The sequence below is a fragment of the Microcoleus sp. Pol17C6 genome (genome assembly GCF_036701145.1).
In the GTDB taxonomy this organism is placed as follows: domain Bacteria; phylum Cyanobacteriota; class Cyanobacteriia; order Cyanobacteriales; family Microcoleaceae; genus Microcoleus.
Map to the genome: position 1 here is coordinate 75321 of NZ_JAUBQH010000007.1, position 24920 is coordinate 100240.

A 24920-nucleotide genomic window follows, 5' to 3' on the forward strand; every position below is an offset into this window, starting at 1 on the left:
ATTTAAGCTGGGCCAATATTCCGTAAAAATACTATTGATTTTTTGCATGGTTTCTCCTCTCATCCCTCAACAACTAAATGCACAACCCTGCTTACTCCTCGATTGGGGGCAAGTTCCCTACTCGCAAGCTTGGGAAATCCAGCAAAAACTCGTGCAAGAACGCCGGGAAAATCCAGATTTGCCCGATGTCCTGATTTTGCTGGAACATCCGCCGGTTTACACTTTGGGACTGGGAGCAAAGTTGGAATTTCTGAAATTTGACCCAAGCCAAACTGGGCCGGAATTGCACCGAGTTGAGCGGGGCGGCGAGGTGACTTACCACTGTCCGGGGCAATTGGTGGGGTATCCAATTTTAAATTTGCGGCGCCACCAGCCTGATTTGCACTGGTATTTGCGACAGTTGGAGGAAGTGCTGCTGGGGGTGCTGGAAGTTTTGGGGTTGAAGGGTTCGCGGGTTCCCGGTATGACTGGGGTTTGGGTGGATGGGTGCAAGGTAGGTGCGATCGGCATTAAAGTCAGCCGCTGGATTACGATGCACGGTTTTGCTTTAAATGTTTGTCCCGATCTCGCCGGTTTTGGGCAAATTGTGCCTTGCGGGATTCCCGATCGACCTGTTGGCAGTTTAGAGCAGTTTATCCCGGGAATTGAGGTCGATCGAGTGCGATCGCTCGTTGTCGCTGAGTTTGCTCGCGTTTTTGCAGTGGAAATTGTGCGATTCCCTACGGGATAGCTTCGCTTCACGAATGTGTAGGGTGCGTCGCTGTCAACCTTACTGCTAACGATCGCAGTCGGTTTTTTAAGTGCGATCGGAATTTTCCTCCTCATACACCATTAAATCTCCCGGTTGGCAGTTTAGTGCTTTGCACAGAGCATTGAGAGTCGATTCGTCAATTCTCGTGAGGCGACGGCGGGTTTTGAGTCGAGAAAAGGAAGTTGGGTGCATTCCTATCAAAGCAGCCAACTCCTTATTGCTGATGTTGCGCTCGGCCATCACAACTGCTAATTTCCAACGGATCACTGGTGATTCTCAACTACTGGGCACGACTTTGCAAGCTGATGTTACCATCCCGCAACCTTCACTCTCCTTTAATTAACCGCTACGGGTATTTTTTTGAGTTTGGCAGTTGACTAACTTGGAAGAATGACCTATACTCAGAATGTACAAACGGAAAAGCGATCGCCCCTTTGCCTCGAAAACTCAAGGGCGATCGCTATCCGACTATTTGTGTAGTTAAAACTTATGATATCAGAGCCAAAGTCAGTTCCCGAACTCCTGCGCGAAGAAATTCCCGACGCACCCATCGGAAAGCAACCGATCCGATTGTTGATTTGCGGGATTCCCAAAGGAGTGGAAAGCATCATCAATCTGCTGCACGTTTTGGGTTTTGCAGAAGTTGGTGAATGGAGTCCGCCTTTACCGTCCCCTCTAGCAGGTGAAGTAATGCGGATTTTAACCCGTTACTGGAAAGAATAATCTTTAAGGGCGATCGCCCTTTCTTGAGTGAAGTGCGATGGCTCTTAAATTATCAGAAACATCAGGCTTGATTCTCCACCCAATCAATTAAAAACTCCAGACTAAGGATGCTCAATATCGAATCGAATTAACGCGGCGGTGTTTGCGAGACTTGGGGGTATTATAGAATAGAAAATTTTAACGGTCTGTACTTAGTGACTCAAGAATTGAGAGTAATTGGTGTATAATGCGCGCTCGCGGGCTTCTATAACCTCAGACAGAAGCAAGACCGATGCAGAAATACGTCCTAAGAGTTTTGCGATCGCCCCTAGCGTCAGGTAAGATTCTTGTTAATTATTGCGCTCAGTTCAGGAGAAAAAATTTATGCCAGATATGTCCGGTCAAGACCCCTCGGAAATTAAAATGGCGACGGTTGATGAAGAAGAAAAAGGCGCAACGTTTAGCGGTACGGTCATCCTTGCTATCGATGCCGAGGAGGGTGGGGAAGTCGTTTTCTTCAGAGACTTTTTGATTGAACATTATAAAGGCGAACTTACCGCTTATCTGGCAACAGATGGCAATATAACGAAAAGCATAGATTTAGGCGAACTTAAGCATAAGAGCGGCAGCTTTAAGCTGCCAATTCCGCTGGGGACGGATACATCACCCTACAATACAGTCGTGCTGCGCGACGAAAAAAGCAAGAAAAAAGTTGTGACAATCGAGCTGTAAAATTTGCAATTTAGCTCGTAGTTCAGCCAAAGTAATTAGCGCAGCCCTCGAAGAGGATCGCCGTTTTTTTCCTGAAGTACGCGCGTGCGAAGCTATCCCGTAGGGAATCGCCCTTAAATTAAGGTGCGTCACTTTCGATCGAACGGCGAAGTTTTGCGATCGCTCGTAAAGTGATGCACCCTAATTTTTAAAACGGAATCGGATCGTAATCGGGATTTTCCGGTTCGTTAGACGAACCCGACGGGCGATCGGACTCAGAATTAGAAGACTGATGCGAGTTCCAATCCGAACTAGACGTGCGGTTAGCGCCACCTGGAGCGGTGTTAGAACTGCGGTTCCGCGAGCCTAAAGGAACTACATTGCTCGGCACATTAGCCGGGGCACTGTCGCGAATTTGAGCAGGTTCCGGGGCGGTTCTAGTTGGGGGAGCCGAACTCATTGCATCGGCGCCGACACTGTAAATCCTTTGAGCTGTCAGTTCAGCGCGCTTTTCTTTAATACCATCTCTTTCGATCGTATTCATGCTCAACCGCCCCTCAATAATCACGCGATCGCCCTCGTGATATTTCTCGTGAATTTCTTGAGCAAAATTTCCCCATCCTATCACTTTCAAATGTTCGGGCGGATCTTCTGGTTTTGGGCCGGGAAACTGCACCAACATCTCAGCGATTTGAAGTTGATTGTCAGGAGTATAACGGAGTTGCGGTTGTTGAATTATTTCCGCCATCAAAATGCAGCTATTCATCTGTTATCTGTGCGTAATTGGGAATTGGATGTTGAAGGAAGAAAGAAGAAGGAAGAAGGAAAAAATAGCTATCCGTGTACCGATGACTTGTGCGTCTTGCTTTTGGGAATTGCCAATTGCAAATTTGTAATTGGTGATTACTGATTTTTCTGGGCTATTCGCTATTAGTTGTCACCGATTACGCATTACACGTTACCAAATTTATCTTGGAGAACCGCCGCCTCGGCTTGACTGACAAAATCGTGAACGAGGGCACGGTACTCCTTCAACGTTTCAGATACCCAATCTCGATCCTCACTGTTGGCGAAGATATGAACGGTCGGTTCACTAGCATCGGGTAAAACTAATACCCAATTGTCGTCGCTGTAGTTAAAAATCTTCACTCCATCTAATAATTCTAGACGATCGGGCGAATGAGTTTCTACTAAATGTCGCATCAGCGAACCCTTGATAGTCCAAGGACAGCGGACGCTGTAACTGCGGTGGGTGATGCGGGGAAGTTCCGCCTTGATCTGTCCGAGCGATCGCTCCTGAATCGTCATCATTTCTATCACTTTAGCAATGCAGAACATTCCGTCAAATCCGGGATGCAACTGCGGGAAAATAAAACCCATAAGGCCGCTGCCGCCCAAAACCACATTCGGGTTCCTGTTAGCGGCTTCCATCAAAGCAGTTGGGTTCGCCTTCGTGCGGATTACCTGGCTTTGATAGCGTCGGGCGATCGCCTCCACCGCAGAAGACGCGTGCACCGGCACTACTACTGTACCTTTGGGATGAGAAGTCAGCATCAAATTTACCATCAACGCCGTCAGCATTTCCCCACGAATCGCAATCCCAGACTCATCTACCAAAATGAGCTGTTCGCCGTTAGCCGATACCTGCACTCCAAAATTAGCGCTGAGTGCTTTCACCACCCGGCCGAGTTGGTCAAGCAAATATTCCCGTTCCCCGTTGCTGAGAGAAGTCTGCTTGAGACTGGCATTGAGTACCACCGCATCGCAACCGAACTTGGCAAGCATTTGGGGCAAAATTGCTCCAGAAACCGCGTAAACGTAATCGATTACCACCTTAGTATTGCTGTAGCGTATTGCCTCAACATTCATCTGGCGCTCAAAAATGCGGTTGTAAACATCGAGAGCTTGGTTAAAGTACGTCATCTCTCCAATTTCGGGAATTAGAGCTCGCCGCAAATCTTCCTTAAAATAAGCTCCCTCGATTTTTTTCTCAGCTCCTTTAGTAATATTGATGCCTTTGATATCGAAGAATTCAATTAAAATGTGGTCGGAGCGATCGGGCGAAATGCGAACATGAATGCCGCCGGCGATTGATATCGTAGACGAAACCGTGCGCGCGATCGGAATTGCCGTCGATTCCAAATTGATCACATTAATTCCCACCGACATCAAACCCGCAATCAAAGACCTCGAAACCATCCGGGAAATGCTCCGCTGGTCGCGAGAAACCGATACCGAAGTCCCCGGTTTCAAAGTCGAGCCGTAAGCCGCGCCCAATTTCACCGCAAATTCCGGGGTAACATCCACATTTGCCAGTCCTTGAACGCCACGCTGACCGAACAAATTCCGCTTAGCTTGTTCTCCCCAAATTAAATTTTGATTTAACAGAGCGCCGGATTCAATATTTTTGCTCGGCCAGACGCGCACGCTTGGCCCCACTTGTGCTTCTTCTCCCACGATGGACATTGAACCGACGACAGCACCTTCGAGGACGTGAGCGCGCCTGTCTACGCGGGTACTCCGGCAAATCACGCAGGCCCTAAGATGAGCGTCTTCACCGACAATTGCTCCGTTCCAGACGATGGGACGTTTGAGGTTGGCGTCGGCCCCGACTGTCACGTTATCTCCGATCACTGTACCGGCATCGATTTTAACTCGGGCTCCAATTCGGCAATTGTTGCCGATCATGGCCGGTACTTCGATGATCGCGCTATCGTCAATAAAAGTATTCTGACCTACCCAAATTCCCGATCGAACTTCGTTGTAGTAGCTCAAATCCAGTTTGACCTTTCCCCGCAGCGCGTCGTACTGAGATTCCCGGTAAACATCTAGCTGGCCGACATCGCACCAGTAACCCTCGGCGATGTAGCCGTACATCGGCTCATTTTTTTCCAGTAGCAGGGGAAACAAGTCTTTCGAGAAGTCGCACTCCTGATTTACCGGCAGGTAATCCAAGACTTCGGGTTCTAAAATATAAATGCCGGTATTGATAGTATCGGAGAAAATTTCGCTGCTAGAAGGCTTTTCCAGAAAGCGGCTGATGCGGTAATTTTCCTCGGTAATCACGACCCCGAATTCCATCGGGTTGGGAACGCGAGTTAAAATTAACGTGGCTTTGGATTGCTGAGTGCGGTGAAATTTGATCGCTGCGGTTAAGTCGAAATCTGTGATGCTGTCGCCGCTGATGACCAGAAAAGTGCGATCGAGCAGTTCAGCAATATTTTTGACGCAACCAGCCGTACCCAGCGGTTGGTCTTCCTCCACAGCGTAAGTCATTTGAACGCCAAACTCTGTCCCGTCAGTAAAATATTCGCGCATGACATCGGGAAGGTAGTGCAGCGTCGCAATAATTTCCGTAATCTGATGCCTTTTTAGCAAATTAATAATGTGTTCTGCGATCGGGCGATTCAGAATCGGCACCATCGGTTTGGGCAAATCGCACGTCAGGGGTCTGAGCCTCGTTCCCGACCCCCCAGCCATGAGCACTGCACGCATAAAATCCTCCTTGCTTAGAAAGCTCTCTACCGCTATTGTCCGCTAGAAAAAGTTTGCCTGCTGTAATTCGTCGGCCACCAGCAATCAGTTCTTACTTAAATATCTTCGAGTAGTGACACGTCTGGTAAATCCCGTTTGGCCAGGCCGTCCCCCAACAGCAACCGATTTCAACCGAATTAGAACTTGCAGCATCGCACCAATCCCCCGGTCGAGCTCGGATTTGTAGGGGATGTTGGGTAATACCAGTTCAAAAAAAGAATGCAACTGTAGGCCCGTGCTCGAAACCCTTCTGTCATCAGTCATTCCCAATTCTTTAATTCTTCAATCGTATAAGTCCTCAGAATGCTCGACTTTTGACAGAAGTGCCTTCTTGCTTGCTCGGTGAAAGCTATTTCGGGGGTGTTATTTTTAAGTTTGTGGCAAGCGGGGATTTTGAAGTCTCTTTCTGAAGGTGGAATTACTACAGCTATCACTGCGCCTTGGCGTCTGATAAATGATAGATTAAGGGTAGCGCTTTGACTAGCTGACCCAAAATCCTATCCATTGCTTAGGGGTTTTTTAAATGAGTACGTTAATTAGCTTGGCATTGCTGATCGCTTACGGTGGCGGTATTTGGAAATTTTGGAATGGTTTCGATCGCACTAACTTCGACAGAAGTTTTACAAACCGCCTGAAGCTCTCGCTGCTCTGGCCCGCGTTAATTTTTAATAAGCCTTACCGCCAAAACTTTACAAAAGCTCTCAAAGCTTCTAAAAGGTAATTCAAGAATGTCTAAAAAGTCCGATCGCCCAGTAGCGGGTCAGGAGCAGACTTGGTTTGCTAAAGGAAAATCAGATAGCTGGCAAGTTTTACTGTCGCAAGTCGCTTCTCGATTCGATCGCGAATACCGAGGAGAAGCTTTCGCTTTACCCGAAGAAGTCGAAGCAATGCCGATTTTCCTAGAATCTGTTGCAGGAACTCTCCAAGAAAAAACAGTTTCTCCCTTCTGGAAAATTGCCAAACCTCAAAAAAATCAGCGCTGTTTAGACATTGGCTGCGGAGTCAGCTTTCTCATCTACCCTTGGCGGGATTGGGAGGCATATTTTTACGGTCAAGAAATCAGCAGCGCAGCGCGAGACGCCTTAAACGCTCGCGGCCCTCAGCTCAATTCTAAGCTGTTTAAAGGCGTAGAATGGGCTCCCGCCCACCAGTTAAATTACGAGGAGGCTCAGTTCGATTTATGCCTCGCTACAGGCTTTAGCTGTTACTATCCCATAGACTATTGGAGTATTGTGATGGGAGAAGTAAAGCGGGTACTAAAACCGGGCGGTCATTTTGTTTTTGATGTCCTCAACCCCGATGCTCCTCTAGCAGAAGATTGGGCAATTTTGGAAACTTATCGAGCCGGCGAAGTATTTTTAGAGACAATTGAAGATTGGGAAAAAATGATTAAAGCTGCGGGCGCTAAGGTAGTAAAAAAGCAAAGCGGCGACTTATTCCAAATGTATAAAGTTCAATACAATTGAGAGGTAATTGGTAATTGGTAATTGGTAATTGGTAAGGGGTTTCATGGCTATCCTATAAAAGCAAACAACGCTTACAAGGCACAGGATATTCCACCGGAAAATCAAGGGTTTTAGACTACGATCTAACTAACAACGCCAGCGGGGGCTTACGCAGGCTGACTGATGAAACCCGGTTTCTTCCTATATTTCTCGTTTCTGTTGGCAAAACTCGTAGAAACCGGGCTTCTAGCCCCCATGCGTAAGACCTGAAACTGTCCAAAGTGTTGATACTCCTAGCCATAAAAAACCCCTGCCATTGCAACGCATCGCGAACAATGAGATGATACTGACAATAGCGAAGCAACAGCAGATTTGATATTACCAATTCCCGATTCCCCATTAGCCATTAATTTTCGGTAGTAGCAGCAGGAGGTGGTGCAGCTTCCGGCGGCGACACTTCGGCAGGAGGTGGTGCAGCTTCCGGTTCACGTGGCACTTCGGCAGGAGGTGGTGCAGCTTCCGGTTCACGTGGCACTTCCTGGGCAGGAGGTGGTGCAGCTTCCGGCGGCGACACTTCGGCGGGTTGCGCCCCAGGTTCTGGCGGCTGTTTCGCTGCTGGTTTCGGTTGAGGTGCGGGCGGCGACGGTTTGGGGGCTGGCTTTGGTGGGGGCGGCGACGGTTGGGGCCCTGGCTGCGGTTTGTTTGAAGCGGCCGGCGGCTTCTCAAACTGCGGTTTCACTTGAGCAGGTCCTGGGGTGAGCGGCTGACCTGTTGGTCTGCTGGGGGCTGTCGGGGCGGGCGCTGGCTGCTGCTGGCCTGGTGGGTTGGGCCTGGTTGGGGTGACAGGAATGCCACTGCAAACTTTTTCGTCGTACTTAAAATCGATAGCCAGTTGGTAAAGCTTGTGCGTGCTGGCTGCTTCAAATGTTAGAGAAGGGCTAATAATCGCAATTTTAGCCGCATTATCGAGAATACCGTAACCCGTGGGGACGATCGACTGTGGCTCTGCCTTGAGCAAGCCTTGAGGGCTGACAACTGCTCCAAAAACTGCTCTTCCTTGGAGTTTTTGCGAACAAGCTGTTACGGGATAAGGGACGTTCACAGGAGTCGGGTTCGTCATTTCCAAGTCAGGATAAGCCTTTTTGAATTTCTCAAACAAAGCAACATAGGTCTGTGCAGCCGCAAGTAGTGCCTCTTTGTCGGTGGGTAAGTTTGAACCCGGTTGGCCGGACTGAGTTTCTGCGATGAGATTTCTTTTATTGGGATCTTTTTGAGTCAATTTTGGTACTCCATCGGGTCCCACATTCCTGCCGGCAATTGGGAATTCCGGGGTAAAGACTGGAGCTCCGTCGGGAAATAGTGGAAGTCCGCCTCTATTGGCTATGATCTTTTTGAGCGCCTCTGCTTCATCTTCCGAGCCGCCGCCGGGAAGCTGGGGCGCTTCTGGCAGCGATGGTGGTGGCGGGATATTGCGATCAAAATTACCAGGTAAGGGTGGGAAAAGGAAACCGCTGGGAGGTACGGGTGGGACGAAAGTGGGTATTGGCTGGGAGGGGGCTCTGACTGTTGGGGATGGAGTTTTGGGAGGTGGCGGGGCTGTTGGGGCCGTTAACGGCGGGAGAGAGGGATAAGGCAGAGGGGAAAAGAATCCAGGAGGCGGCATTCCCGGCGGCATGGCGGGCAAGTTGATGGTATCCGGTGCGGGGGGCAAGGGCGGGGCTAACTTTGGCCCGGGTCGAAGGGGAACTGGTGCGATCGAAAATGGCGTAAATCGCGTATTAGACGCGCGCGGTGGTATGGTTTGTGGCAGGCGACCGGCTTCTGCGGGAGTTAGTTCTACCAAGCCGACAGAACCGGGAATATTGTTTGAGGAATTTCCACCATAAAGTATGCTTGAGAGCGTTGGGGCACTTACTCCGAGCACTCCGTGAAGGCTGACAGAAGCTAGGGCTGCCCACCAAAAAGGCTGGCGCAGCGGTTCGGAAAGGGTGTTGGCTAGGGAGGAAGAGTCAGTCATGACTATGGGGAATGGGGAATTGGTAATTGGTAATTGAGAATTGATAATTGGGAATTGGAAGTTAATAGTTATTAATTGATATTTTTTTTGAGTGATTTTAAAAGTTGCTGTTGGAGAATTCAAAGGTATAATTTTAGCACGGTCGGTATCGAAATTGCCCGATCGACTTTTATTTAGATTTGGCGACCCTCACATCAAGCACTCAAGCCTAGAAACCCGGTTTTTTGCCTAGTTCCACGCTTGTATAGCAACCGCAAATAGGGTGAGGACGTTGTTAATTGCTGAAACCATTGTTTTTCTTGCCTAATCCCTTTGGCCGAATCCTATACGCGGTTTATCAGATATTGTTGAGAATGGTGAGCCGGGCCTCAGACGGGCCGGACTGGGGCGATGGAAAAAACAGACTGCGCCGTTGCTATACCGTCTTTTTTCGGGTTCAGGGGCCTAATTATTTCATTACACACGATCAAGCCAACGGATTGATCGGCGTTTCCAATTCGGTTACGAGATCAAAAAACTCAAAACTGATCGAGTTGGTGCGCGTTGTACGCGGAGGCTGTGGCGGCAATCTCAAAAGCCCCTTGATTCACCAGCGATAGCGGTAATTTTTAAAAGGAGCTCCCTCGATGGTGAGCAAGTCGATGGGGTAAATTGGAGCGCCGCTTGCCATATATTGAAACATTTCTCGAACTTCCTCTCCCCGTAGAGACAACTGGTCTAATTCCTTGAGAGAATACCAGCCCGCGCACAAAGTATGCTCATCCGGCTTACTCTTAGGCGGCGTCTTATCTTGGGGACGAGCCACAAAAATGACTCGGAGGCGCACATTGCCTTTAGGCATCACTGTGTGTTCTACCCGGAGAATTCCCTCAACGATGATGGAAATGCCTGCTTCCTCAAGGGTATTACGCATAGCAGCTTCGAGCAAAGTCTCCCCTTTTTCCACTCGCCCTGCTGGGAGATACCACTGCTGCTCGTACTTGCGCTCTTGTACCAGTAGAAAACGGTCTTCTAAGTGAACGACAACTAGGGTAAAATACCATGTTTGAATCGGCTCGCGAGCCATAGAAGTAGATATTCCCTAAGCAAAAGGTTTAACGAGCGGCAGATGTTAGCAATCCAAAGGATGCTTCGGCAAGCGTCTTTGAACTTGAAAAACAGATCGTAGCACTCCGGCCGCAAAATCTAAAATCTAAAATCTAAAATTTAAAATTGACAATGCCATTACCAACCGTGATTTTACCAGGATATTTTGCTGCTGCTTCCGACTATCGCGAATTAGAAAAGTCTCTGGTCGATCGAGGTTTCCCAACAGTAACAGTTCCTCTAGGCAAGGGAGATTGGTTGCCAACTTTTGGCGGGCGGTCGATGGTGCCAATTTTGCGACAGCTCGATCGCACGGTCAAACAAATGTTACAGCAATACGGCGTTCCCCAGATCAATCTCCTCGGTCATTCCGCCGGCGGCTGGATTTCTCGCATCTATTTGGGCGAAAAGCCTTACACGATTCACGGCGACGTGCTTGAGGACGCCAGTTTGTGGGAAGCTCACCCTTATGTGAATACTTTAATCACTTTAGGCACGCCGCACGTCTCTCAAGAGCGCTGGACGCGCAAAAATCTAGATTTTGTCAAAATTCACTATCCGGGGGCTTTTCACCCGCAGGTGCGCTACGTGTGCGCTGCTGGGAAGGCTGTTTTTGGCAAGCGCAGTTTTGGGACTTGGCTGGCTTATAAAAGTTACGAGTTGACTGTGGGGAAGGGCGAAACTTGGGGAGATGGAATTACGCCGGTGGAAGCTGCTGTTTTGGACGGGGCCGAAAATCTGGTGTTGGAGGGGGTTTGGCATTCGCCTCGTTCTCCGGGGAAGTGGTACGGTTCGCCGGAGGTTTTGCCGACTTGGATTGGGTATTTGTGTTAGAAATGAACCGCGAAGACGCGAAGGACGCGAAGGAAGAAGCAGAAGGTTTAAGGGAAGGATTTATTTAGAATTTGATATTAGGAGCGAGTTTAGTGCGGCAAAACTCGCCCCCCCGATGCTATGTTTACTTAAATTTTTATCGCTAACTGAATAGATTGAAAAAATATTTTATGTGGCATTATCGGTAAGATTCAGAAGTCGCGGCGAACAACACAATCAAATTATACGTTGGCGGGGGTGGAATTGGGCGACAATGCTACTGTTACCTGCCTAATTTGCTTCCAATCAATTACTGCAACCCAAAGACTTTCCTCTTCTGAATATTGCACTACGCCATCGACTTCTAACTCTTCGTCATACAATGCTAAGAATTTGCCATCTTCCAACTTGATATTTTGGCGACTCAAATCTTCAATGGTACCAACGCAATTTAGGCGAAGGCGACCCTGCTCATCCGCATTATGAAAATCTGCAAAGATTCTGGGATATTTCATATTTTTGCTTAACTCAGGATGATTGTTGTGATGGATTAGGAATAGTTGGTGTCAGCAGCAGACTTGCTTTTTCTGGTGTTAAGCCAGTTAATGTTGCATGATTTGGACTGCGGCCAGAAGTACGGATAACATCTCCATCGAACGATCGAACCTCACCTACTGTCGTCACACCAACTTGTCCATGAGGGATTGTCACTGCTAACTCTGCTACAGATAATCCTACTGCACATTCTACAGAAATTCCCGTGATGCCGCTGGGGTGAGTTGCCGTACTGCGTTTAATATCTTCTGGGCGATTGCGACCGCCACGAACTACTAAGGCCTCGTTTGGAATTCTTTCCACAAGTGTAGGCTGTTTGATTTAAGTACGCGCTATACTTTAGCAGAAATCTTTGCCCATAGGGCGATCGATCTTTTTTTAACTCAAGCATCGCCCTCCGTGCAATCAGCGCACTTTTAAATGGTGGCAATGGATAAGATTGTACGTAGAAAAAGAGGTTGGGATGACACAAGCGTCAACCCAACCTACAAAAAAAGGCGATCGCACTAATGGAGAGCAGCAATCACACTTATTCCTTTTATACTAGGCGGACATATTCACGTAGTTGGGAACGTAGACCTTGAGTAATCATTGGAAAATTATTGATTTCTTGAATGATAGAACTCTCCGATCTGCCACTCTCCTTAAGCTTTTGAACTACAGCCTTTGCTAGAGTCTCAACCCCAACCTTTGCAATCATGCTTGAAACGCCTGCAATCAAGGTGAGAGCAACTGCGCCCCCAATCATGCCAAAAGGACCACCTAAAAAAGCTAACGAAGTTGTAATTGCTACGGCTCCTGCATAAGAAGAGGTTGCAACAAGCCCAACTAAGACTAAACCAGCAACTCCTAGACCAGCTAACTTATTGACTATCTCATCCATAATAATTAAGTGCTCCGCTAAACTTCAGATTAATTAGACCTTCAAAGTCAAACTGAACTAACTATCTTTACCCTTTACCTCCAAACAGTTTATATATTCCGTATCCAACAGCAGCCGCCGCAGCAACAGGTGCAGCAGCAACTATGGCAGTACCAGCAATTGCACCTCCCCCGACAACGCCACCGATACCCGCAAGGGTGCCCATAATTGCAGCACCAGAAGCACCGCCAGCTACCGTTACAGCACCAGCACCAGCTAAACCAGCAACAGCCCCAATGTTTGTAGCTTTTCTTGCCGCTGCACGAGCATGATTCTCTTCCTCAGACAAATTCGATTGCTCTTTGAACAAAGTTTCATTCATTATTTTTGCCCCCAGATAAGCAGGGCCTGCTGCTAATACCGCAGGAGCCGCCGCCATACCACCACCAACCACACCACCTGCCGCAGCTAGACCCGAAGTAATTCCTGCTCCTGAAGTTGCTGCAACACTCAACCCTGTAGCAGCACTGGCAGCCGCGCCTAGCGCAGCACCAGTTTCTGCAACCGCTTTGACTGTTTTGACTGTATTTCCATCAATTCCCGTAGTTTTTTCTACAACATTTTCTACAACTTCTTCACCTGCTTTACTGGCAAAATCTTCCCAATTCATAAATCAATTTATCCTTTTAATACTTGTTCCATTATCCTTAATAAATTAAAGGTTCGTCTAGCCCAATAATGTTCTATTTTGCCGCCACTTCTCCCTCGCTTTGACTCTAACTTTAATCTAAGTTTGTACAACAATGTACGAAAATGTACGAAAATGTTGGCCGTTGTGAGCTACAATACACAAAACTCTCGCATCTCCCTGCCAGATGAATCTTAAAGAAATGTTAAATGTCGCCGATCGCATAGTTTTCGAGAAAACAGGTCAGCACCTTGACGATTTACAAGCAGCGGTACTGCGGGGAACTCTACAACGCGAGACATACAAAGAAATAGCGAAAGACTTTGACTGTTCTGAAAGTCGCATCAGGGAAATCGGATCGGAATTATGGCAGATACTTTCAGAGGAGTTAGGGGAAGATGTCAGTAAAACAAATTTTCGCTCCACAATGGAGAGGTTCCAAGTCTCTAATTCTTCAAACTTTGCACAAGACGTTGTAGCCATCGGTAATTTCAACATCTGTGGAGAAGCTAGACACCCGCCAAATATACCAAACTCAAACCCACCAAATCAGGAAACATCTAACTCAAAACAAACTAAAACTATACATCAAGATTTAAGCGAAATGCCAGAGTTGGGTGATTTCTTCGATCGCCCCCTCGAACTCCAAACCCTCACCACCTGGATTCTACAACAACACAGCCGCCTCATAACCCTCACCGGTATCAGCGGCATCGGCAAAACCACCTTAGCAGTCCAACTCGTACAACAAATCAAAGACGAGTTTGAGTACGCAGTTTGGTACACTCTAGACGAATTCCCCACCCTAGACACATTTCAATCTAACCTAATACAGCTTTTTTCCCATTCCGAAAAACAAGATTTATCCCCAACAAACCAAAAACGATTACCGCTGATTAAGTATTTACAAAACCATCGCTGTTTAATCGTCTTAGATGACGTTCACAACCTTTTCTGTAGGGGGGTATTTGCAGGAAAATACAAACCTGAATGCGAAGAATATCGCTCTTTATTTAAACAAATAGAAAAATTATCCCATCAAAGCTGCTTTCTCTTAATCGGTTGGGAACAGCCGAGAGAAGTGGCTCAAGTTAAAAGCCAAAACACTTCTATTCGTACTTTACAACTCAAAGGTTTAGACATCGCCGCCGGACGGGGAATACTCAGAGATTATGGGTTAGAAGAAATCGACAACAGTGAAACTCTCATTCATCGCTACCAAGGCAACCCCCTATGGTTAAAAAGCGTGGCGAATCTGATTCAAGACTTGGGAGGAGGCGTGACAGAGCTATTACCAAATGATACTATATTGTTGCCCGAAGATTTGAAAGATGTTTTACAGCAGCAGTTCGATCGCCTATCCGAACTAGAAAAACAAGTAATCTCCTTGTTAGCGAAAGAAAGCCAGCCAATCAACCGGACAAAATTGCTAGAAAATGACAGAATTCCGGCTTCAGATGTGCTAAATGCGCTGCAATCTTTATCGCGGCGCTGCTTGATTGAACAACAAGCAAATTTTTACACGATTTCATCTGTGTTGAAGCAATATGCGATCGCCCATACAGTGTAATTTATACAACCATTGCTTACATTGTCGCGCTTCATCCAAATTACTAGAAGTGGCAATGGGCGATCGGGTAAATAGGGCGATCGGTTCGATAGAATGATCGGTAGTCGCAATTCCATTGTTTGTCATGACGCTGAAAGAATTAGAGCCTCAACTCCTGGCACTCTCTGACGACGAAAAAGCTCAAGTCGTTCAACTCCTCACTCAAGGCAAAATCACTCCTTGGCGCGGTATTGAAAAAACGCCTGATGTCTGTGGCGGAAGTGCTTGCATTGCTGGAACTCGCATCACCGTTTGGGGACTTGTAGAAGCTCGTCGTATTGGCTATAGCGAAGCCGAGTTACTCACAAGCTATCGATTACTCTCTGCTACTGATATTGCTAACGCTTGGGCCTATGCTGAAGCTTTCTCCGATGAAATTGAAACAGAACTTCGGGAAAACGATAAAGTGATGGACGAGGATTTGTAGCCGATGGCACGTCTCTATGCCGATGAGCAATACCCCTATCCTGTTGTAGAATTACTGAGAGCTTTAGGACACGATGTTTTGACTGTCCAAGAAGCAGGTAGAGCGAATCAGAAAATTCCTGACCCGGATGTTTTAGCTTTTGCTAGTAGCGAAAAACGTGCCGTCATTACCGAAAACCGTAAAGATTTCTTTAGGTTGCACCGCATACAGCCACATCATGCTGGTATTATTGCCTGTACGAACGATCGCAATTGGGAAGCGCTGGCTAACCGAATCAACGCGGCTATTACAGCAGAAGAATCTTTGCAAGGTAAACTGATTCGTGTTGTGCGCCCTACTTTGTCACCTTAATGCCTCGTTGATTCTTTAGTCTGCGGAGGCAGACTTAGTTTGTATAGTAGCGATTTCAATCGCCCAGTAACTAAATACATAAAATCGCACAAACAAAAACCGGGCAACTTCAAAGCTACCCGGCAATCCAAACTTTAGACCTCAGACAAATCTAAAATCTAAAACCTAAAATTCTTAAACAGCCACAGTTTTCTTAGCAGAAGAGCTCAATTCACCCTTAGCATACTTAGCTGCAAAATCATCCAAAGATACTTGCTTAATCTTTGTACCGTGACCGGCGCAACCGAAAGAGTTATAACGATCGCTACAAACCTTCTGCATATACTTGATCGACGGCTTCAAGAAGTGGCGGGGGTCAAACTCATCGGGCTTCGCAAACAAAGCTTCGCGCACCGCAGCGGTAATCGCCAAACGGTTGTCAGTATCGATATTGATCTTGCGAACACCGCACTTGATGCCCTTTTGGATTTCTTCCACAGGTACGCCGTAGGTTTCGCGGATTTTGCCACCGTTGCTGTTGATGATTTCCAGCAATTCTTGGGGCACAGAAGAAGAACCGTGCATTACCAAGTGAGTATTCGGCAAGCGGCGGTGAATTTCTTCAATGCGGCTGATTGCCAAAATTTCGCCAGTCGGCTTGCGAGTGAACTTGTAAGCGCCGTGAGAAGTGCCGATCGCGACTGCTAGAGCATCAACGCCGGTTTGCTCGACGAAATCAACAGCTTGTTCAGGATCTGTCAGCAACTGATCGTGAGAAAGCGCACCTTCAAAGCCGTGGCCGTCTTCTGCTTCGCCCATTCCTGTTTCCAGAGAACCCAAGCAACCGAGTTCGCCTTCAACGCTAACGCCGATCGAATGAGCAACATTCACCACATCGCGAGTAACTTGAACATTGTACTCGTAGCTGGCGGGAGTCTTAGCATCCGCTTCCAGAGAACCGTCCATCATCACGCTGGTAAAACCTTGGCGCATGGCAGAATAGCAAGTGCCGGGGGCATTGCCGTGGTCTTGGTGCATGGAAATGGGAATGTGAGGATAGGTTTCAACTGCTGCCAAAATCAAGTGGCGCAGGAAATTTTCGCCAGCGTAGGAGCGAGCGCCGCGAGAAGCTTGCAGAATCACAGGGCTGTTGGTTTCGTCAGCAGCGCGCATGATCGCTTGGATTTGCTCCATGTTGTTGACGTTGTAAGCCGGTAGGCCGTAACCATTTTCAGCCGCGTGGTCGAGCAGCAATCGCATAGGTACAAGCGCCATAGATATTCCTCCTAATTATTTGTGATTTTTGGGCAGTGAATTTTGGACAAGCTTAATTCTTACGATAATATTAAGACAATTTGCCACCGATCGCGCACTATCTTTCCAGATTTACTTAAAAGTTCAAAAAACAAAATTTTGAGTTCCGAGCATTCAGCTCAAAACTCAAAATTCTTAACTCACAAATTTTTATGGGTCGCCCGGGATTTGAACCCGAGACCAATCGGTTAAAAGCCGAATGCTCTACCGCTGAGCTAGCGACCCGCGAAAACATTGTTACCGCACACAATTTCTAATAGTAGCACCCCTCATTTGAAATAGCAAGTGTTTTTTAAATAAAATTTGCAGTCATGCGAACCAGCATCTCGCAAGTCGCTCCCGGCTGCAAATAAATCAAGTGTTCGCCAGTGTTGAGGGCATTTCGAGGAGCAGTCCAAGGTTCCAAACAGTAAAAATCCTTGCCCTTCACCATCCAGAAAACCAACTTCCCATAGCTGGAGTTGTAACTGAGGGTGAGCCGCAAGCCGCTCGCCGCGTCAGTGACAGTAGCAGCAAGACCAGTGAGCTCGTCAAAGGAAACATCAATTTCATCCAGCGTCTCGTCAAAAACCCCGGTGAAGTAACCCTTTTCATGGGTGTTCTGATCTCTGTACTGCATCCCCGGAATCTCAAAGCGGAGCTTAGATTTGTCCGTCGCCAAAAAGTAGGGGTGCAAACCACTAGAAAACGGCATGGGTTCGGCAGACAGATTGGTGTATCGCTGAAAAATTTCCAAAGAATTGCCTTTAATCTGATAAGTGAAGGCTAGTTGGAAATCAAAGGGATAAACAGCCAGCGTCTTGTCGCAGCTATCGAGAATCAGCGTAAGAGCGGCGCAACCCTCCGTAACTTGTTCACCTATTGTCCAAGGCAAGTCTCGAGCAAAGCCGTGCTGTTTGAGCTTACGCTCGACTCCCTTGTGGGTGTAAGTATTCTCGGGGAGATTGCTGCAGATGGGAAACAGGATGGGAATCCCGCCACGTACAGTTAGATCGGGATTGGCGAACCGTTCCGCGTCCCAGTAGAAGATTTCTTTGCCTTCAACCAGCCAGCTAGTGGCAATACCGCCCCGTTCCGGCACAACTTCTAGAGTAGAGTTAGCCGTTTCGTCGGAGAGGATATAGGTTTTGTACTGCTTTTGCTTGAGCGCGATCGCAAACACATTTGTCATCGGTAGTAGGTCATTGATCATTGGTTGTCAGTAAATCGATCGTTAATAATTGGTCGCTAGTATCTTGATGTTCACCCATTACCACCCCTATCCTCCCCCTGCATCCTCGCTCCCGCCCTCACCGGCTAACCAATGCTCCCAGCTATGGGAGGCAGGGTGATCGGCTGTTTGGAGCGGTTGCTGCGGGTAGTTGGTACGATCGCTGAGGTCGGCTGCCCTTTGAGTGCGACTTCAAAAGATACAGCCCTAGTGGGGGGAAGAGAGCTTTGGGGACTCGGCACTGCTCCTTGACTGGGAGAAGGGGGCGAAATAAACGGCTCTTTGATGAATGGCTCTTTTGTAAACGGCTCTGGTTCCCGGCTGGGATTTTGAGGTTGAGTGGGGTAGATGCGCGGCGGCAAATTTTGATTCGGAGGTGGGTTTGATTCAATTGCAGGCCCCGTCCCGTTCGGGAAAAATGAGGAGTTGTCCGGCTGTTGGGGCGCAGCCGGCAAAGCCGGCAAAATCAAAGTAGGCTTGGGTTGTCCGGGCCCTTGCTGAGTGCTTTCACCGGAGGTTCCCCCGGAACCTCGCCCGGGCTGGTATGTACCGCTCTGTGCTGCTCCTGGCAATGGAGAATTTGGAGTTTTTGATGCCGCTCCTGGCTGGACTAGGGCATCGAGAACTACAGAAGATTGCATCGGTCGATCGAAAATACTAGAAATTTGCTCGACACGTTTGAGAATGCGATCGGCTGCGGCTCCCTTCACCACCTTCGGCTGAAACTTTTTCACCTCCACAGGCAGAAACTCTACCTTCATATTCCTGTCTTTGAGCGATACTTTCAGGACTGCGGTATCGTAATCCCTGCGAGCATTCCCGCCGAATATAAAATTACCCAGCGAGTAAACTATCGGACGGCCCTTGTAAATTTCTGCACCTTGCAGTACCTGGGGATGGTGTCCCACTACCAAATCAGCTCCTTGGTCGATCGTGAACCGAGCCAAATCAATCTGCCAGTCCCCCGGATAATCTGCCAATTCGACTCCCCAGTGGTAATTAACAATAATCCAGTCTACCTGACCCCTAAGAGCTCGAATATCCTCGGCCACGCGATTGTTGCGGCGGGGGTTAGTGCCCGCTTTCCCTTGGTCGGCGACGTTAAGCTCGGCATCGTAATAACCGAGGTAGGCAATTCGCTGACCCTTAACTTCAATAATATCTGGACGCCTCGCTTGTTTAATATCTCTGCCGGCTCCCAGGTGTTGAATCCCACTACTATCTAGAGTATTCATAGTCTCCACCAGCCCAGGTTCCTCGTAATCCATAGCGCGGCTATTTGCCAGATTGACAATATCCACTCCTCCGGCTGTTAATACTTTCACCGATTCTGGATCGGCTTTAAAATTTAATTGTTTTTTGGCAGAGCCCAATGTAGAGCGAGTCAGGGAGTTTTCTAGGTTAACCATCGCCACATCTGCTTGCCGGTACTCATCCATATTGGCGAAAGCCCATTGGTGATCGTTGGCAGCAGATGCTCCGAGCGCATCCGATAGATTCACATTTCCTCCGAACATCAGCGTTACTGTTGGGTCGTAACGATTAGCAACTTGCTTTTGCTGTACTACTGGTACCACTTCTAAGGCCGCTTGCACCGTATCCGCACGTTTTGGAGGCGGCCCCGACATTACCGCAGCTTGCTGGTACCCGGATACTGGAGATACTGACTGCAGGGTGAGAGCTTCGTGGTAGCTGACCCAACACCCTAAAATAAATGATGCAAGTGCCGATCCCACTAGCAGCAGAGAACGATACGTTTTAAATTTAACCCAATCCACGACCGGTAGGGAACGGTAACGCCGCCGCTGGCGGTTTGCCGGAGTGACAATTCGTACTGACTGTTTCCAGAGAATGTCTGCATCCCCAGCCAAGCGCGCGTGAATTCGCACTCCTTCTACTGCTGGCGAGTTGAGTCTCCAGAGTTGGTGGCAAATAAATTTGACTAGGCCTTCCCGGAGAGTGCTCCCGAGTAATGTAGTCTCTGGCGCAAATTCGCGCTGGAATTCTAGGAGGATTTGGACGCAGCCGGCCTGAGCCTGTTCGACGCGGGCATAAATCCCTTCGGGGCGCAGCAAGCTGTCAATCCAGTAATTCAGGGCTTGAAAGTTGCCCGATCGCGCTAGCTCCAAGATAGACGGCTGCGACCAATTTTCTGCGTACACCATCAATTAGCCTCCTTAATACGCACGAGCGATGACTCCAATTTGTTTTGAACGGAACCGCAATTCTTTTAGCTTAACCGCCACAGGTTCCGCTGCCCGTTTTGAAGCTAGTTGTTGGCCGCCACCATTTTCTACATTTAGGGGCTGCCTGCTGTCAGTGATTTTTATCACACTCCGATCAATCGATTTTAAATTTTAGATTTTAGATTTTAGATTGAGTTGAGAGGGGGTACTGAGGGCTAGAAATAACCTCCAAACAAAAGGTTTATGGGGGACTTGAGGCAGAAGAGAGGAAGATTTCTCAGGCAGAGTCTGTTTTTATTGTCGCTGTTTGAGTGTCGCTTTAGAGCTTCCGCTTTGAGATTTGAGATTTGAGATTGAGCCAAGAGGCTTTAGTGGGCGATCGAACAATCGATTTTAAATTTTAGATTTTAGATTGAGTTAAGAGGGGGTACTGGGGGCTAGAAATAACATCCAAACAAGAGGTTTATGGGGGACTTGAGGCAAAAGAGAGGGAGATTTCTGAGGCAGAGTCTGTTTTTATTGTCGCTGTTTGAGTGTCGCTTTAGAGCTTTCGCTTTGAGATTTGAGATTTGAGATTGAGCCAAGAGGCGTTAGTGGGCGATCGAACAAACGTCGAAACAAAAGGTTTCTGGGGAAGTAGAGGCAAAAGAGAGCGAGATTTTTGAGGCAGAGTCTGTTGTTATTGTCGCTGTTAATCGGGTGCTGTCGTCAAGTCCTAATGCTCCAATCTATGCTGGCAAATGCCTCTCACGAGGGATGCCACTGGCTGCAGAACCTGTAATTGGATAAATGGCGTACTAGATAGATTTGGTGGTAAAATCAAATTTGGTAACTCCCATCGGTACAAAAGTTGCGGAAAACGTGAAACTGGCCAGTCCATACGGCTGTGCCTTCCGATGTAAAACCCAAAGTACGTTACGGTAAACAGACCATATTTTAAGCAAGTTACACTGCGCAGGAGAACTGACAAATGCTACAGCGCAAAATCTATCAACTCTGTTGTGATGGTCGTGAGGTTTCTATTTTTCTTCGAGATCAGCAACGTTGGATAGAGCGCGCTCGTATCCTAGATATTGAAGGGGATCTAGTCACGCTGCGCTACGAAACCGACGAAGAAGACGAAATCAGCTCTTGGGAAGAAATGGTGCGTCTCGAAAGTATTGGAGCTGTGTCCCAGAAGTTGGCTTCGGTGTCCCGAACTAACTGCGAACCCCTAGTTTCTGACGATTGTCCCGAAGCCGAACAAATTCGCAATCACTACCCGGACTCGAATTTGGAATAGTTTTGAGCTCGCGCTTGAGGCACAAGGAAAACTTGGGGGAAAAGAAAACTACTTTTCTCCCTTTTTTGTGGAGAAATTATTATGCAAAAAATCCGGTTGAGGCCGAAAATATTCTGGGTTGTGACCACATAAACTATTTTGCCTTTAAATTTAAGCTTGATGGCGGGATCTGCTGCCCACGGGACAACAGCGTAAATACACAGTAGTTGAAAAATTCAATGCGCGACACCCTAGCTCTGCTGAAACAGGGTTTTTTGTCTGGTTGCGTCCAGGGCTGTTCTTTTGTTTTCTAGGCCTGCAGGCTGGTTTCTAGATGCCCGACAGCTTATTCGCCGTCTGTTTCGCCATCTAGGAAAAGTTCCGACTCCGGTATCGCTTTAAACACGGGACAGTAACCGTCGGGGGTAACTTTAAAGCCAAACAAAGCACTGGACTGGTTCCAACAGCGCTGGCTGCGATAGTGCTGACAATTGCCGCAGCATTCGAGGTTGGTCTGAACGGCGCTGCCTTGAAAAAGGAGTTCCCGCTGGGAGATTCCCCGCAGTACCAGTTCTTCGCCTTGCCAGCGCGCTTCTACCAAACCGGTATCGGCAAAATTGGCCCACCGAGGATCGGCTGTAATCGGACTGGGCAAGCTAATTGCTACCTCTGTCCCCAATTCGCTGACTTCTCCCTCATAGTTAGTTTCTGGGATAGCGGGCTGCAAAAACATTTCCCCGATCGGCAATTCGACAAGTGTTCCGGCCGCCGGAGTGTGCAACTGGTAGCGGTTTCGCAGCTCGTCCAAGTTAGCCAAGTCAGCCAAATATGCAGGGGAACCGTGGAGTAAAATTACGTGCTGGGGACGCAAATTGTGGATGAGTTGGGTCGTCCCGGGCCCGTCGCAGTGTTCGGCTAGCAGATAAGTTTCGACACTTGTGACTCCAGATTCGGGCCTGTTGCCCAGCCAGTCGCTGACGGGATATCCTGGTTTTTGAGGGGCGAGCAAAATCCAAGGATGTGTGCCATCGGCAACATACAAAGCCAAATCAGCTATTTGGTCAGTAATCACAATACAGGGCGTGGCTCCCAATCCGGGGCGTTGTTCGGCAGACAGCCTGCGGACGCGGGGTTTCACCCTTTCGTCCCAAAACAAAGGTTGGTGCAGAGCAAAATTTTGGACGGCGGTGGGAAATTGGGGTAACAGTTCCAGATAAGCGTCGCACCCCTCGGCGACAGTGCCGTCCACCCAAATATCCAAGTCGCGGCCAGTAAAGTAGTGGTGACTGCGGAGCAGCATCAGCATTTCTTGCCCCAAACCAAGAGCCGGGGCGGGCAGCAGTACCGAGTAACCGTCGGCGATGGCGCGGTGGATGCGATCGGCTAACTGATTTTCTAGTTGTCGGCGGTGAGGGTGGCGCGCCGTGCCGTAACTGCCTTCCAAAATTAACACATCAGGCTTCATGCCCCTGAGTTCTCCCAAGGGCAAACCTTCCACCAAACGAGAATTGGACAGGAAAAAGTCGCCGGTGTAAACCACTGTGTAGGTGCGGTGCGGGGCTGCATAAGTCAGCAGCACAGTCGCCGCTCCGGGCAAATGGCCCGACGGGAACAACTGCACGCTCAGTCCTGGGCGCACTTCGAGCGGCGACTGCCAGGGCAGTCCCTGACAGAACCTGGACTCTGGCTGATGAGCCACTTCTGGCCAGTTGAGCGGTAGCAGTCGCGCTGTCACTTCGCTGGCGTAAATTGGCAAGTGGGGGAAAGATTGATGGAGTGCTAGCAAACCTCTGGCATGGTCAGAGTGGGCGTGGGTACACACCACAAAATCGGCTGGCAGCGATCGATTTAGTGTCGCTGATAGCGGTGCAATATCCTCTATACCGCAGTCGAGTAAAATGCGGTGCGGCCCCATTCGGACTAGCAGACAGACCCCTTCCTGTGCGTGGCCTGCGCCGTAAGGTAAACAATCGAGATCCATCACTGCGGTTAGCTCCCTGCTTTGCACGCAACTTGCAGTATCGCCACTTTTAAACATTGGTTGCGACTGCATTCATTCGATCGAGTTCAGTCTCGGACGCTGAAACCGGGTTTGATGAACGAAAACACTTTGTTGCCGCCCTCGCTCCCGGTAAAAAAAACCCGGTTTATCTAAAGTTGTGGTGCGTAAGCCCTGGAGTTAAATGTTTGCTCGAAGGCTCCGGCTCTCGTGCAAGGAAAGTAATTGCACTTAAGATTTGATGCAGCGCCAAGAAAGCGATTTTCCGAAGGCATTGGCCGGACGGGCATTCGGCCTTCGACAAAGTTCAGGCTACTGGTTCTGGCATCAAAAGTTACATTTTATTGCACCATGTAAGAGTAGCGAACTCGATCTCATATTCTGAGTTTTAAACCTTTTTCCACAATTTGCGCCTGCTAAAAGCTAGTCTTTTTTATGAGAAGATTTTAATTCAGATGCCCAAAGATCTTGATAAAACTTTACAATTCTTCATTTTTAGGGTTTTGAGGGCAGTGTATAGTCCAATCTGAAAAACGGAGAACCAGCATCGTGCTAGCTAACTGCTTTTGTCAGGGCAGAGAGAGGCTTTATGAGTTTGATCGGTTTCTTTGTAAAAGTTTGATACATTCTTCTAAGCAAACCTTGTGGCTATCGAGGAGAGAGTTTAAATGGCTTTTTGACGCCGCCCAAAAACGGATATAAGTTTCCGACAGGAATCGCCAGCAGCTAAAAGTTTTAGACTGTTGTTCAAGCTCCAGATTCATCTGTGAAGTAAATCTCAAATCGTTCGACTGAGGGCGACTCGACAGCTCGCCCAACGTCTGAGCGCGGCTCGACTTAGCTGGACTCGACGGCTCGCCCAAAGTCTCGCCGAAGTATCAAAACTCAAATCTAAAATCGGCTAACTGGCCCATAATTAGGTTTGTTTATTTCTCTCCTTGACTAGGGGACAAAACGATGTGTTTTTTTGTTTTACCCCAAACATAGCCACATAAATCCCCCGACAAGAGATGATATTCATCCTATAAAAATACCACGAGCTTGCCAGAAGTAATCTCAGCTCGTTCAGTCTCCAATCAGCCTGTAATCTCCTGTTTTTTTATCATTGCTGCGTCTTATTTAGGGTGGAGTTGTGGACGTTTTTTCAGCTAATTCGTGCGCGGTTTAACCGCCAAAGTTTTAATGGCGAGAGTGTTTAATTGTTGGGTATGTTTTAGAGAATAGTACCCGATGGCAATTAAAGCTGAAATGAGGGGCGATCGCACAAACCCGGTTTGATCAAAAAATCTGGTTGTGAGATTTGGTATTAATGGGAGACTGGGGAGGACGCCGACGGCAAATAACGGCTGCAATTGACACGTGCATTGAGGTACGAATGTTTTCGATAAAAAAAATCTTATGATGTAGGAAAAAAACTTGA

24 protein-coding genes and 1 tRNA gene are annotated in these 24920 nt (G+C 48.2%); 10 read left to right on the forward strand and 15 right to left on the reverse strand.

All coding sequences use genetic code 11. The features are described 5' to 3' along the window. The first annotated feature begins 46 nt into the window (after positions 1–46). Positions 47–730 carry a lipoyl(octanoyl) transferase LipB gene (gene lipB / locus QUA25_RS05815; protein ID WP_333036291.1) on the forward strand — a complete coding sequence of 228 codons (684 nt, stop codon included), beginning with the start codon at positions 47–49 and terminating at the stop codon, positions 728–730. Between the two features lie 66 nt (positions 731–796). Here the strand turns inward: lipB and QUA25_RS05820 are convergent, their stop codons facing one another. Further along, positions 797–1018 (reverse strand): helix-turn-helix transcriptional regulator, encoded by a 222-nt coding sequence (locus QUA25_RS05820; RefSeq protein ID WP_333036292.1) that lies wholly within the window; start codon positions 1016–1018, stop codon positions 797–799. A 222-nt stretch (positions 1019–1240) separates the two neighbouring features. Between QUA25_RS05820 and QUA25_RS05825 the strand changes: the two genes are divergently transcribed. Together QUA25_RS05825 and QUA25_RS05830 are read left to right on the forward strand one after the other, a co-directional pair. Continuing rightward, on the forward strand, positions 1241–1474 hold the full coding sequence (locus tag QUA25_RS05825) for a hypothetical protein (RefSeq protein ID WP_333036293.1): 234 nt from the start codon (positions 1241–1243) through the stop codon (positions 1472–1474). Between the two features lie 363 nt (positions 1475–1837). After that, complete coding sequence (locus QUA25_RS05830) at positions 1838–2185, forward strand: hypothetical protein (protein ID WP_333036295.1); 348 nt, start codon at positions 1838–1840, stop codon at positions 2183–2185. Positions 2186–2372: 187 nt separating this feature from the next. Here the strand turns inward: QUA25_RS05830 and QUA25_RS05835 are convergent, their stop codons facing one another. Then, positions 2373–2930, reverse strand: a complete 558-nt coding sequence (locus tag QUA25_RS05835) for a single-stranded DNA-binding protein (protein ID WP_333036297.1) — start codon at positions 2928–2930, stop codon at positions 2373–2375. A 185-nt stretch (positions 2931–3115) separates the two neighbouring features. Further along, positions 3116–5659, reverse strand: coding sequence for a mannose-1-phosphate guanyltransferase (locus QUA25_RS05840; RefSeq protein ID WP_333036299.1), 2544 nt, complete (start codon positions 5657–5659; stop codon positions 3116–3118). Between the two features lie 562 nt (positions 5660–6221). On the opposite strand from QUA25_RS05840, the gene QUA25_RS05845 reads away from it, so the two are divergent. Next, on the forward strand, positions 6222–6419 hold the full coding sequence (locus QUA25_RS05845; RefSeq protein WP_006633481.1) for a hypothetical protein: 198 nt from the start codon (positions 6222–6224) through the stop codon (positions 6417–6419). A 7-nt stretch (positions 6420–6426) separates the two neighbouring features. Further along, positions 6427–7164, forward strand: a complete 738-nt coding sequence (locus tag QUA25_RS05850) for a class I SAM-dependent methyltransferase (protein ID WP_333036301.1) — start codon at positions 6427–6429, stop codon at positions 7162–7164. Positions 7165–7549: 385 nt separating this feature from the next. Here QUA25_RS05850 and QUA25_RS05855 read toward each other — a convergent pair whose 3' ends face one another. Next, positions 7550–9160, reverse strand: coding sequence for a hypothetical protein (locus tag QUA25_RS05855; protein WP_333036302.1), 1611 nt, complete (start codon positions 9158–9160; stop codon positions 7550–7552). Positions 9161–9746: 586 nt separating this feature from the next. Further along, positions 9747–10226 carry an NUDIX domain-containing protein gene (locus QUA25_RS05860; RefSeq protein ID WP_333036304.1) on the reverse strand — a complete coding sequence of 160 codons (480 nt, stop codon included), beginning with the start codon at positions 10224–10226 and terminating at the stop codon, positions 9747–9749. Positions 10227–10378: 152 nt separating this feature from the next. On the opposite strand from QUA25_RS05860, the gene QUA25_RS05865 reads away from it, so the two are divergent. Then, a complete protein-coding gene (locus tag QUA25_RS05865) occupies positions 10379–11080 on the forward strand; it encodes an alpha/beta fold hydrolase (RefSeq protein ID WP_333036306.1) in 702 nt (233 codons plus the stop codon). A gap of 221 nt (positions 11081–11301) precedes the next feature. On the opposite strand, the gene QUA25_RS05870 is transcribed toward QUA25_RS05865, so the two are convergent. The 4 genes from QUA25_RS05870 to QUA25_RS05885 form a co-directional block, all read right to left on the reverse strand. Beyond that, entirely contained in the window at positions 11302–11574 is a 273-nt protein-coding gene (locus QUA25_RS05870; RefSeq protein WP_333036307.1) for a hypothetical protein, read from the reverse strand. Positions 11575–11587: 13 nt separating this feature from the next. Then, positions 11588–11917 (reverse strand): flavoredoxin, encoded by a 330-nt coding sequence (locus tag QUA25_RS05875; RefSeq protein ID WP_333036309.1) that lies wholly within the window; start codon positions 11915–11917, stop codon positions 11588–11590. A gap of 235 nt (positions 11918–12152) precedes the next feature. After that, positions 12153–12497: a hypothetical protein gene (locus QUA25_RS05880; RefSeq protein WP_333036310.1), complete on the reverse strand. Its 345-nt coding sequence runs from the start codon at positions 12495–12497 to the stop codon at positions 12153–12155. Between the two features lie 67 nt (positions 12498–12564). Beyond that, complete coding sequence (locus tag QUA25_RS05885; protein WP_333036311.1) at positions 12565–13146, reverse strand: RNA polymerase subunit sigma-24; 582 nt, start codon at positions 13144–13146, stop codon at positions 12565–12567. Between the two features lie 205 nt (positions 13147–13351). Between QUA25_RS05885 and QUA25_RS05890 the strand changes: the two genes are divergently transcribed. The 3 genes from QUA25_RS05890 to QUA25_RS05900 all read left to right on the forward strand — a co-directional run bounded on the left by QUA25_RS05890 (position 13352) and on the right by QUA25_RS05900 (position 15551). Then, positions 13352–14734, forward strand: a complete 1383-nt coding sequence (locus QUA25_RS05890) for an NB-ARC domain-containing protein (protein ID WP_333036312.1) — start codon at positions 13352–13354, stop codon at positions 14732–14734. A gap of 124 nt (positions 14735–14858) precedes the next feature. Continuing rightward, positions 14859–15200, forward strand: a complete 342-nt coding sequence (locus QUA25_RS05895) for a DUF433 domain-containing protein (RefSeq protein ID WP_333036313.1) — start codon at positions 14859–14861, stop codon at positions 15198–15200. A gap of 3 nt (positions 15201–15203) precedes the next feature. Beyond that, positions 15204–15551, forward strand: a complete 348-nt coding sequence (locus QUA25_RS05900) for a DUF5615 family PIN-like protein (RefSeq protein WP_333036314.1) — start codon at positions 15204–15206, stop codon at positions 15549–15551. Between the two features lie 174 nt (positions 15552–15725). Here QUA25_RS05900 and fba read toward each other — a convergent pair whose 3' ends face one another. From fba to QUA25_RS05925, 5 genes are all read right to left on the reverse strand, one after another. Beyond that, entirely contained in the window at positions 15726–16805 is a 1080-nt protein-coding gene (gene fba / locus QUA25_RS05905; RefSeq protein WP_006633469.1) for a class II fructose-bisphosphate aldolase, read from the reverse strand. Positions 16806–16997: 192 nt separating this feature from the next. Beyond that, positions 16998–17069, reverse strand: a tRNA-Lys gene (locus QUA25_RS05910). A 67-nt stretch (positions 17070–17136) separates the two neighbouring features. After that, on the reverse strand, positions 17137–18006 hold the full coding sequence (locus QUA25_RS05915; protein ID WP_445242191.1) for an aldose epimerase family protein: 870 nt from the start codon (positions 18004–18006) through the stop codon (positions 17137–17139). 134 nt (positions 18007–18140) lie between these two features. Beyond that, complete coding sequence (locus QUA25_RS05920) at positions 18141–20219, reverse strand: CapA family protein (protein WP_333036318.1); 2079 nt, start codon at positions 20217–20219, stop codon at positions 18141–18143. Between the two features lie 12 nt (positions 20220–20231). Continuing rightward, a complete protein-coding gene (locus QUA25_RS05925) occupies positions 20232–20387 on the reverse strand; it encodes a hypothetical protein (RefSeq protein ID WP_158307982.1) in 156 nt (51 codons plus the stop codon). A gap of 823 nt (positions 20388–21210) precedes the next feature. On the opposite strand from QUA25_RS05925, the gene QUA25_RS05930 reads away from it, so the two are divergent. Then, positions 21211–21522 (forward strand): DUF6679 family protein, encoded by a 312-nt coding sequence (locus QUA25_RS05930; RefSeq protein WP_006633466.1) that lies wholly within the window; start codon positions 21211–21213, stop codon positions 21520–21522. 325 nt (positions 21523–21847) lie between these two features. Here QUA25_RS05930 and QUA25_RS05935 read toward each other — a convergent pair whose 3' ends face one another. Beyond that, entirely contained in the window at positions 21848–23482 is a 1635-nt protein-coding gene (locus QUA25_RS05935; protein ID WP_333036402.1) for an MBL fold metallo-hydrolase, read from the reverse strand. Positions 23483–24920: the final 1438 nt, after the last annotated feature.